The sequence below is a fragment of the Polaromonas sp. genome (assembly GCF_013817205.1).
Lineage (GTDB): Bacteria > Pseudomonadota > Gammaproteobacteria > Burkholderiales > Burkholderiaceae_C > Polaromonas.
Map to the genome: position 1 here is coordinate 1 of NZ_JACDDD010000113.1, position 9,687 is coordinate 9,687.

Consider the following 9,687-nt stretch of genomic DNA (forward strand, 5'->3'; position numbering starts at 1 on the left):
CTCGCCTCGGTGCTCCTGCACCATACGGACCGCGCGTTCGCGTACTTCGGGGGAAAACTTGTTTGATTTCTTCATGGCTCCATCTTCTCAAAGGTTGGAGCCTCCTCAATTCCCGGGGCGATTCACTCACCACAGCGGCCATCGGCGAGCAAACGCTTAGCCGTATGGGCTCGCCCATATTTCTTGTCGATTCGTCCTGCCAAATAGGAGTTGCAAACGATGAGGCGCAGGAGCTTTTAGACAAAGGCGCTCACGGCGGTTTGCTGCAACAAGTTGAAGGAAAGTTGACATGCGCAAACGCGCAAGCGAATTCAGAGTTGCGGGATGCGCTCTACGAGCTCGGACTTGATAACGATGCTCCCGCAGTTGACACCGTGCAGCGAGATCGCGCGTTTGTCCGGGTGCAGGGCGTCCGTGGCGAACCAAATTCAGCGCTCGTCCTGTGTCTTTTGGCGTTGCGGCCTGAAGCGACAATGGGCGCGTTCGGGCGCAAGCCGCTTGCAATGGTTCTGGTCCATGATCCCGCTTACAGGCGCCAACTAGACCCTTTTATGGTTGCCGCTGCTTACGGCTTAAGCCCTGCAGAAGCGAAGGTCGCCATGGCTTTGGCATCGGGCCTGGTTCCCAAAAGAATCGCGCTTAACCACAGTGTCTCGATTGAGACCATTCGAACTCAGATGAAGACCTTGTATCGCAAGCTGGAGGTGAACAGCGCAATTGAGCTGGCGGCGATGTTGAATACGGCCCCGTTTGCATTTCTCGGATAAGTTTCGTCCTCTTCCAACCTGACCGCAGTGACATACACATACGGCTATATCACCCCGTCGAACATCATCACATCGAGATCATCGCCAGCCGCCACATGACCCTGCCCGTGGTGCAACACGATCAGGCCGTTGGCTTGGGCCATGGAGCTGAGCACGCCCGAGCCCTGGTTGCCAGTTGTCCTGACCTGCAGCGAGCCGTCGGCTGCAGTGCTGACGGTGCCGCGCTGGTATTCGGTGCGGCCCGGTTTCTTGCGGATCGCTTCCAGGCTGCGTGCGCGCAACAGCGGCGGCGCTGTGGCCGTGCAGCCCATCATCTGCAGCAGCGCCGGGCGAACAAAGGCTAGAAAGGTCACCATGACCGCGACCGGGTTGCCGGGTAGCCCGAAGAGAACCGCCCCCACGCTCCCCACTTCATGTGGTTCGCTGCCCCCCGAGGGGGCTGTTTCGCCTTGGGGCGGCCCGGCGGCGGGACTGGCCCCCACGCTCCCCACTTCGTGTGGTTCGCTGCCCCCCGAGGGGGCTGTTTCGCCTTGGGGCGGCCCGGCGGCGAAACGGCTACCACCATTCGAATTGCTATGTTTTTGGGAGCTGCTTGCGCCCGTTTGACGGGGGCTGGAGGCTGATTTGGCTTGAGGAATCCGGCCCACGGCCATGGGGCGGCCGGGCCGCATGGCGACACGCCAGAAGGCGACGTCACCGAGTTTTTTCATCATCGCTTTGGTGTGGTCGGCCTCGCCGACGCTGACGCCGCCGGAGGTGATGATGGCGTCGGCCTGGGCAGCGGCGCTCGTGAAGGCCGCTTCCAGCAACGCCGGATCGTCGCGCACCACGCCCATGTCGATCACCTCGCAGCCCAGCCGCCTGAGCATGCCGAAGACGGTGTAGCGGTTGCTGTCGTAGACCGCACCCTCCCGCGGCGGCTCGCCCAGAGACAGGATTTCGTCGCCTGTGGAAAAGTAGGCCACCCGCAGCGGCCGCAGCGTGCTTACGGTTTTCATGCCTAAAGAGGCCGCCAGCCCAAGACGGGCGGGCGTGAGTAGCTCACCTTTTGATAGCGCGGCGCGGCCCTGCGTCAGGTCTTCGCCACGCAGCCGGCGGTTGTCGCCGGGCTTGAGCAGTTTGGGCGGTAGCGTGATGCTGTCGCCATGGACCGCCACCAACTCCTGCGGTACCACGGTGTCCAGACCCGCAGGCATGATGGCACCCGTCATGATCTTCACACACTGGCCGCTGGCGACCGTGCCTTGCCAGGCCTTGCCTGCCAAGGCCGTGCCGACGACCTGCAGCTGTATTGCGTTGCCCGCAGCCAGCGCAGCGCCGTCAAAGGCATAACCGTCCATGGCCGAGTTGTCGTGCGGCGGCACGTCGAACGGCGAGATCACGTCCTCGGCCAGCACTCGCCCCAGGGCGTCAAACAGCGGCAGTTCCACCCGGTCGGTCACAGGCATGACCAGCAGCGAGAGAAAACGCGCCACCTCGGTGGCCGGCAGGGCCTGCGGATCGTAGCCCTGCAGTTCAGCCGCGATCTGGTCTATGGATTTCACGGGCGCAGGGCTTCGAGTTGGTGCAACTCGGCCAGGGTGTTGGCATTGAAGAAGGCGCGTGGGTCATCGCCCGGCAGGTTGAACGGCACCAGCACGGTTTTGTGCTGCGCGGTCCAGGCGTCGATCTTGCGGCCGCCGCCGGCGGTGAACACCGCCAGGCTTTCCAGCATGCCGGTGCGCATGAGGCAGAACACCGGCTGGGCCCGCAATTGCCCGTCTTCTTCGGGCGCAGCCACTACTGCGAAGTCGGCATTTTCGCGCGCCAGCGCTTCAGCCAGACGCGGCACCATGTCTTCGCTGAACAGCGGGCTGTCACAGGGCACCGTCATCATGTAGGGCGTTTCGCAGCGCTCCAGCCCGGTCAGGAAGCCGGCCAGCGGCCCGGAAAAGTCGCCCATGCCACCCGCATCAGACCAGACCGGCACGCCAAACGATTCGTAAGCCGCTAGGTTGCGGTTGGCATTGATCATCACCTCGCCAACCTGTGGCGACAGGCGCAGCAGGGTGTGCAGCGACAGCGGCACACCGTTGAAATTCTGCAGGCCCTTGTCGGCCCCCCCCATGCGCGAGCCGCGTCCCCCCGCGAGGATCACGCCGGTGACTTCTGCGCCGTCTATCGTGTCAATCATTGTCTAGCCGCCTATGTAACTCATCTCGACGCGCCGCGCGGCATCGTTGCCGGGCAGGCTCTGATCCGCGGGCAGCGCCGCCCGCAGTTCCGAATACCGGTCATCGCGGCGCTGCCAGATGTGGCCCACAGCAGCAGAGATCTGCTCGTCCGAATAGTTGCCGCCGCGCAGCAGGGCACGCAAATCGTGCCCCTGGCTGGCAAACAGGCACAGGAAAAGTTTGCCTTCGGTTGAAAGCCGCGCGCGGTTGCAGTCGCCGCAAAACGCATGGGTGACGCTGCTGATCACGCCCACTTCACCGGCGCCGTCCAGATAGCGCCAGCGCTCCGCAGTTTCACCGAGGTAGTTGGCGCTGAGGGCTTCCATCGGGAATTCGGCCTGCAGGCGTTCGATGACCTGGGCCGAAGGCAGCACCTCGTCCATGCGCCAGCCGTTGGTGGCGCCTACGTCCATGTATTCAATGAAACGCAGCACCACGCCCGAGTGGCGAAAGTGGCGGGCCATGGGCAGGATCTCCGCGTCATTCGTGCCGCGCTTGACCACCATGTTGACCTTGATGGGCGCCAGCCCGACTTTTTCCGCCACCTCGATGCCACGCAGCACGTCGGCGACCGGGAAATCCACATCATTCATGCGGCGGAACACCGCGTCGTCCAGTCCGTCCAGGCTCACGGTCACGCGCTGCAGACCCGCATCTTTGAGGGACTGGGCTTTTTTTGCCAAGAGCGAGGCATTGGTGGTCAGGGTGATGTCCAGTGGCTGCCCGCCCGGCGTCTGGATTTTTGCCAGCATCCCGATCAGGACTTCGATGTGTTTGCGCAGCAGCGGCTCGCCGCCGGTGAGACGGATTTTCTCGACGCCATGCGCCACGAAAATTTTTGTGAGGCGCGTGATCTCTTCAAAGCTCAGCAGCGAGGTCTGCGGCAAAAACGCGTAGTCCTTGTTGAAGACCTCGCTGGGCATGCAGTAGCTGCAGCGGAAGTTGCAACGGTCCGTCACGCTGATGCGCAAATCGTGCAGGGGCCGCGCAAGCGTATCGGCCAGCAGGCCGGTGGGCGCCTGCAGATGCGCAGGCACATGCGGCACGCGTGCGGCGTAACGCATGTCTGCAAGGGGGATGATTTTTTTGTCCATGGTGCGAAGGTCCAAGGGAGAATTTACTCCATTGGCGCGGCTCCCCGGGAAAGCCAGGGCCTTGCCCCCAGGCGCCGGGCGCTATTCCGGGCTTTGTCTTTACCAGCAAGGGCCGCGGATCTGGCTCTGCCAGTCCGGGGCGCAGCGCCCCCTCGGGGGCAGAGAGCTACGCGAAGCGAGCGACCGTGGGGGCTACACGCATCTTCCGCCGTCGACCTCGATACACACACCGCTGATGAAGGCCGCTTCGTCACTCGCCAGGTAAAGCGCCGCGTTGGCCACGTCCAGCGCCGTCGAGAAGCGTCCCAGCGGAATGCTGGACAGGAACTTGGCGCGGCGCGCTTCGCCTTCCGGGCCGGCGACCGTGCCGCCAGCGAACTGGGTAGACAGCGCGGTATCCGGGTTGAACACCGGGTTGATGCAGTTCACGCGAATGTTGTCGGGCCCGAGTTCGGCCGCCAGCGACTTGGAGGTGGTGATCACCGCGCCCTTGGAGCCGTTGTACCAGCTCAATCCTGGCCGCGGTCGCACGCCGGCTGTCGAGGCGATGTTGATGAAGCTGCCACCGCCAGCCGCGCGAAACACCGGCACCGCGTGAATGGTGGACAGGAAGATGCTTTTGACGTTGATGGCGTAGCAGCGGTCGAATTCTTCTTCGGTGGTCTCCAGCGCGGGCTGGTTCAAATGCGTCCAGCCGGCGTTGTTGACCATCACGTCGAGCTTGCCGTGGCGCTGCACGGCGGCACCAACCAGCGCCTTCATGTCGGCGGTTTTGGTGACGTCGGCCTTGAAGAAGGAGGCCTTGCCGCCGGCAGCCACGATGTCGGCCACGACTTTTTCGCCCAGCGGGCTGTTGATGTCGTTGACGATGACCTGGGCACCCTCAGCCGCCAGCCGTTTGGCGATGCCTTCGCCGATGCCGCCGCCGGCGCCGGTGACGATGATGGATTTGTTGTTCACGCGCATGGTGTCTCCTTGAATGCTATCGAATGTGTAGCTGCCTGCGCCCATTGGACAAGGGCCAAGAGCCGTTTTGGCTTCAATTTACCGGACTGGCTCAGCCGTGTTTGATCGCCACCGTCTTCAGCGTGGTGAAGCCGTACAGCGCCTCGAAGCCTTTTTCACGCCCGTAACCCGATGACTTGACGCCGCCGAAGGGCAACTCGACACCGCCGCCGGCGCCGTAGTTGTTGATGAAAACCTGACCGCTTTGCACGCGCTTGGCCATGCGGAACTGGCGGCCGCCGTCACGGGTCCAGATGCCGGCGACCAGGCCGAACTGCGTGGCGTTGGCGAGTGCTACCGCGTGGTCTTCATCTTCGAAGTTCATGGCACACAACACCGGGCCGAACACTTCTTCCTGCGCCAAGCGGTGGTTCACCGGCACGTCGCGCAGCAGGGTGGGAGCCTGGTAAAAACCGGTGTCGGGCGCTTCATCGACGACCTGGCCCTGCGCCACCATGGGGATGCCCGCGACCTGCGCGTCGCTCAAAAAATCCCAGACACGCTGCTGCTGGCTCTGGCGGATCAGCGGGCCGACGTCCAGGTCCATGGTGGCCGGGCCGACGCGCAGCTTTTCGAAGGCCTGGCCGAGACGCTCCAGCAGAGGCTCGTAAATCAGCTCGTCCACCAGCAGGCGCGAACCGGCCGAGCAGGTCTGGCCGGCGTTCTGCACGATGGCATTAACCAGCGCCGGGATGGCCTGATCAAGATCGGCGTCGGCAAAAACGATCTGCGGGCTTTTGCCGCCCAGTTCCAACGTGACGGGGCAATGGCGCTCAGCAGCTACCTGCTGGATCAATGTGCCTACGGTCGGGCTGCCGGTAACGCTGATGTGCTGGATGCCCGGGTGGCGGGCGAGAGCGTCACCGACCTCGTGGCCGTAACCGGTGACGATGTTAATCGCGCCTGCCGGAAAACCCACCTCGGCCGCCAGTTGCGCCACGCGGATCAGTGAAAGGCAGGCGTCTTCGGCCGGCTTGACCACGCAGACATTGCCCGCCGCCAATGCGCCGCCAACGCTGCGGCCGAAAATCTGCATCGGGTAGTTCCACGGGATGATGTGGCCGGTCACGCCGTGTGGCTCGCGCCAGGTCATCACGCTGTAACCGTCCAGGTAGGGCAGGGTTTCGCCGTGCAGCTTGTCGCAGGCGCCGGCGTAAAACTCAAAGTAACGCACCAGCGCGGCGGCGTCGGCTTTGGCCTGTTTGGTCGGTTTGCCGCAATCGCGCTGCTCGATGGCGGCCAGCTCATCGGCGTGTTCTGCGATCTTGCGCGACAGGGCCATCAGCAGGCGCCCGCGTTCTGCCGCGCTGACCTTCTGCCAGACATTGTCAAAGCAGTCGCGGGCGGCCTGGACCGCGTCGGCGATGTCCTGTGCATTGCTGCGCTGGATCTCGTCGAACACTTGTCCATCTGAGGGGTCGATGACGGGGAGGGTCTTGCCGGAAGCCGAGCGTACCGGGGCATTGGCGATGAAATTGAGTTGCATGATGCCATTTTGGCGCAGAAGCTGAGGCAGAGGGTGCCCGGACCCGGCAGGGTAGCCCGTCAGCTATTTTCTGTCGCGGCTTTGCGGCAACTCTTTGATCGCCGCCAGCATTTTCTCGACATGTTTGAAGGGGTTGAGGCTCTGTTAATAGTAGGCCACCGAACCGTTGGACGCGATCACGTAGGAAATGCGGTTGGCATAGTCGGGCCGGGTTTGCATCAAGGCATCAAACGACTTGCTGATGGTCTTGGTTTCGTCCGAGGCGACGGGGAACTTTCCTTGGCAGGCCTGGCTCGAAAACTTGGAAAGGGTGTCGATGTCGTCAGTGGAAACACCAATGACGCTGGCGCCCAGCGCGGTGAACTGTTCGATGGCTTCAGCAAAGGCGTGTGCTTCTATGGAGCATCCTGCCGAGAATGCCGCCGGGAAAAATAAACCACCACGGCCCCTTGGTCGGCGCCGTGGCCAGCGAGAAGGTGAAGGTTTTCCCGGCAAGAGCGGCCGGCGCGCTGAACTTCGGGGCGGCATCGCCAATGTCAAGTGCAGCCTGCGCCGGAATAAATGGCGCAGAAGCGAGCATGATGACACCTGTCAACAGTATTTTTCTTGCCAGCAGCTTCATGGAGATCGCCCAAAATGATGTCCACCATCTTATTGCAACGTAGTTTTTCGCGCCTGCTGTGTCGCGCGCTGCTGTTGGGTGCCACCGCCCTCATCTCGGCCTGCGGTAGCCTGCCTGGGGTCAAGGAGATGCCCGCCACTTACGCTTTCAAGGTGGATCCGTCGGGAGACCTGGCGAAAATCGTCACAGCTTCTACGCCTCCGGGGGAGCATTCCGGGTTTCGCCTGATGCCGCTTGGGGTGTATTCACTCGACACGCGACTGGAGCTGGCCAGGCGTGCAAAGTCCACACTGGATGTTCAGTATTACGTGATTGAAAACGACGGAGCTGGCCGATTGCTGCTTCGCACGCTCAAGGAAGCAGCCCAGCGCGGTGTGCGCGTGCGGCTGCTGGTTGATGATCTCCACACCGCCCGTACCGAACGCTTGTTGCTGGCGCTGGGAGCGACGCCGAATATCGAAGTGCGGCTGTTCAATCCATTTTGCTGCGCGCGCGATCAGCTCGCGGGACGTTTTGTCGCGTCAGCATTTGATTTTCCGCGGCTCAATCACCGCATGCACAACAAGCTGTTCATCGCCGACGGCGTGATGGCCGTGGCCGGCGGTCGCAACATCGCGGATGAGTACTTCGCTCTGAAAGCCGCGCAGAATTTTATTGACATGGATGCGCTGGTCGTTGGTCAGGTCATGAGCGAGCTGACCGCCATTTTTGACGCCTACTGGAACAGCGAAGAGGTGTACCCGGTTGCCTCGATCGTGCAATCCCCTGACGCCCGCGCCCTTATCGCCAGCGATTTTGACGACGCGGTGGACATGGCGGGCCCGCCAACCCGCCTGGATCTGCCCCCGACGGACGTGCTCGGCTACGGTCCCATCGGCGAGGAACTCTCTGCTGGCCGGGTGGGTTTTCTGTGGGGGCGCGCCATGGCAGTCGCCGACCCGCCGCACAAGCTGCGGTCCATGACCGAAGCAGAGGCACTGGCCACCAGCGTCACCATGCGGGTCTGGGGCCAGCTTCTCGCTGCCGAGAGTGAGGTGCTGATGACCTCGCCCTACCTGGTGCCAGGTGAGAAAGGCATGGCTGCTTTCGAGGAGCTGCGCCAGCGTGGCGTGGCGCTTACCTTGCTGACCAACTCGCTCGCTGCGACGGACGAGCCGCTCGTTCATACGGGTTATGTGCGTTACCGCCTGCGACTACTGCAAGCCGGTGTTGACCTGTATGAGTTAAGCCCTGCCCGCACCATACGTAACAAGCGGCCCGGACTGTTTGGCAGCTCGCTCGGTCGGCTGCATGCCAAAACTGCAGTCATCGACAAGCGAATGATGTTCATCGGCTCAGTCAATCTGGATCCACGCTCGGCCACCAAAAACACCGAACTCGGCATCATGGTGGATAGCCCTCAGCTCGCGCGTGAGATGCTGCGCATCATCAACATCAGCAGGCTGGAAAACGCCTACCGGCTCCGGCTGGTCGGCACGGCCCGCACCATCGAATGGCTGACCGTGGACGACGACAAGGAAGTGGTGCTTTCAACAGAGCCCGAGTCGAGCTGGTTTCAGCGCGTTTACAACCGGCTACTGGGGACCTTTGTACCCGAAAGCCTGCTTTGACTGGCTAAGCCCCGACCTGCACGTACTGGTCATTGTTGGTTGCCAGCCAGCTTGCCGATAGTGCGGTGGCCTGCTGGTCGGGGTGAAAATCCGCGCGCAGGTAGGCGCGCCAGGGCTTGAAGGTCTGACGCACCAGCCCGCGCTTGCCAAACAGGAAGCTGGCGGCACTGGTCCAGGTGGACCACTTCCACAGCGTGCCGTCGTGGCTCAGGTTGTTCAGAGTCTGTCGCAGCGTGTCGCTCAGGAAGATGATGGTGATACGGCGGAACCACTTGAGGCGCCAGACTTGGTTGCCGCCCAACGCGGTGTAAACATCGAATGCAGTGTTCTTGTGCTCGGACTCCTCGGCGCTGTGCCATAGCCACATGGTTTGCAGGCGCGGCTCGCAGGGCGCCAGCAGATCCGGGTTGCGCAGCAGCCACTCGGCAAAAATGGCGGTGAAATGTTCGTTGGCGGCGGTGATGGCGAGCGCGTGCAGCGGGTTGGTGCCGGCCAGCAGTTGCATGTTGCGCTCTGCGCGCGGCGCCCAGTCGTTGACCAGGCCCTGCTTGTCCAGGTGGCCGTTGAACAGGCTGTGGATGCGGCGGTGGGTCGCCTCCTGGCCGACAAAACCCTGGACCTCGGCCTTGTACTCGCTCTGCAGCGGCGCGGGCAGGGCCCGGTAGCCGTTACGCACCGCGTCAATAAAGAACTGCTCGCCAACCGGGAAGCTCATGGACAGTGCGTTGAAAAACGCCGTGCGAAAGGCGTCGCCAGCGCACCAATGGCGGGGTAGCGGCGTTTCAAGATCGATCAGCAGGCGGCGCACAACAAGTTCACTCATGGCTTTGTCCGGTGGGGATGCTGGTACGCGTTGGTACCAATCGGGTGACTATAGGAGGGTGTTGTGG

General features: G+C 62.7%; 8 protein-coding genes and 1 pseudogene. 2 read left to right on the forward strand and 7 right to left on the reverse strand.

The genetic code is table 11. From position 1 onward, the window contains the following. Positions 1-599 precede the first annotated feature (599 nt). Positions 600-767, forward strand: coding sequence for a helix-turn-helix transcriptional regulator (locus tag H0W47_RS17600; protein ID WP_296926764.1), 168 nt, complete (start codon positions 600-602; stop codon positions 765-767). Positions 768-811: 44 nt separating this feature from the next. On the opposite strand, the gene H0W47_RS17605 is transcribed toward H0W47_RS17600, so the two are convergent. The 6 genes and pseudogenes from H0W47_RS17605 to H0W47_RS17630 form a co-directional block, all read right to left on the reverse strand. Next, on the reverse strand, positions 812-2,311 hold the full coding sequence (locus H0W47_RS17605) for a molybdopterin molybdotransferase MoeA (RefSeq protein WP_296926750.1): 1,500 nt from the start codon (positions 2,309-2,311) through the stop codon (positions 812-814). Beyond that, positions 2,308-2,940: a molybdenum cofactor guanylyltransferase MobA gene (gene mobA / locus H0W47_RS17610; RefSeq protein ID WP_296926752.1), complete on the reverse strand. Its 633-nt coding sequence runs from the start codon at positions 2,938-2,940 to the stop codon at positions 2,308-2,310. The genes H0W47_RS17605 and mobA overlap by 4 nt, the downstream gene beginning before the upstream one ends. A 3-nt stretch (positions 2,941-2,943) precedes the next feature. Then, positions 2,944-4,074 carry a GTP 3',8-cyclase MoaA gene (gene moaA, locus H0W47_RS17615; RefSeq protein WP_296926754.1) on the reverse strand — a complete coding sequence of 377 codons (1,131 nt, stop codon included), beginning with the start codon at positions 4,072-4,074 and terminating at the stop codon, positions 2,944-2,946. A gap of 192 nt (positions 4,075-4,266) precedes the next feature. Then, positions 4,267-5,040, reverse strand: a complete 774-nt coding sequence (locus tag H0W47_RS17620; protein WP_296926756.1) for an SDR family oxidoreductase — start codon at positions 5,038-5,040, stop codon at positions 4,267-4,269. Between the two features lie 91 nt (positions 5,041-5,131). Beyond that, positions 5,132-6,565, reverse strand: a complete 1,434-nt coding sequence (locus H0W47_RS17625) for an aldehyde dehydrogenase family protein (protein WP_296926758.1) — start codon at positions 6,563-6,565, stop codon at positions 5,132-5,134. A 147-nt stretch (positions 6,566-6,712) separates the two neighbouring features. Beyond that, a pseudogene (locus tag H0W47_RS17630) lies at positions 6,713-7,145 on the reverse strand (redoxin domain-containing protein); the annotation flags it as partial. Positions 7,146-7,201: 56 nt separating this feature from the next. On the opposite strand from H0W47_RS17630, the gene H0W47_RS17635 reads away from it, so the two are divergent. Further along, a complete protein-coding gene (locus H0W47_RS17635) occupies positions 7,202-8,797 on the forward strand; it encodes a phospholipase D family protein (RefSeq protein ID WP_296926760.1) in 1,596 nt (531 codons plus the stop codon). Between the two features lie 4 nt (positions 8,798-8,801). Here H0W47_RS17635 and H0W47_RS17640 read toward each other — a convergent pair whose 3' ends face one another. Next, positions 8,802-9,620: a metal-dependent hydrolase gene (locus H0W47_RS17640; RefSeq protein WP_296926762.1), complete on the reverse strand. Its 819-nt coding sequence runs from the start codon at positions 9,618-9,620 to the stop codon at positions 8,802-8,804. Positions 9,621-9,687: the final 67 nt, after the last annotated feature.

Bases quoted from the DNA above. Each gene is read 5' to 3' on its own strand.
- H0W47_RS17600 (WP_296926764.1), top strand. From the start codon at position 600: ATGGCTTTGGCATCGGGCCTGGTTCCCAAAAGAATCGCGCTTAACCAC.
- moaA (WP_296926754.1), bottom strand. From the start codon at position 4,074: ATGGACAAAAAAATCATCCCCCTTGCAGACATGCGTTACGCCGCACGC.
- H0W47_RS17640 (WP_296926762.1), bottom strand. From the start codon at position 9,620: ATGAGTGAACTTGTTGTGCGCCGCCTGCTGATCGATCTTGAAACGCCG.
- H0W47_RS17625 (WP_296926758.1), bottom strand. From the start codon at position 6,565: ATGCAACTCAATTTCATCGCCAATGCCCCGGTACGCTCGGCTTCCGGC.
- H0W47_RS17620 (WP_296926756.1), bottom strand. From the start codon at position 5,040: ATGCGCGTGAACAACAAATCCATCATCGTCACCGGCGCCGGCGGCGGC.
- H0W47_RS17635 (WP_296926760.1), top strand. From the start codon at position 7,202: ATGATGTCCACCATCTTATTGCAACGTAGTTTTTCGCGCCTGCTGTGT.
- mobA (WP_296926752.1), bottom strand. From the start codon at position 2,940: ATGATTGACACGATAGACGGCGCAGAAGTCACCGGCGTGATCCTCGCG.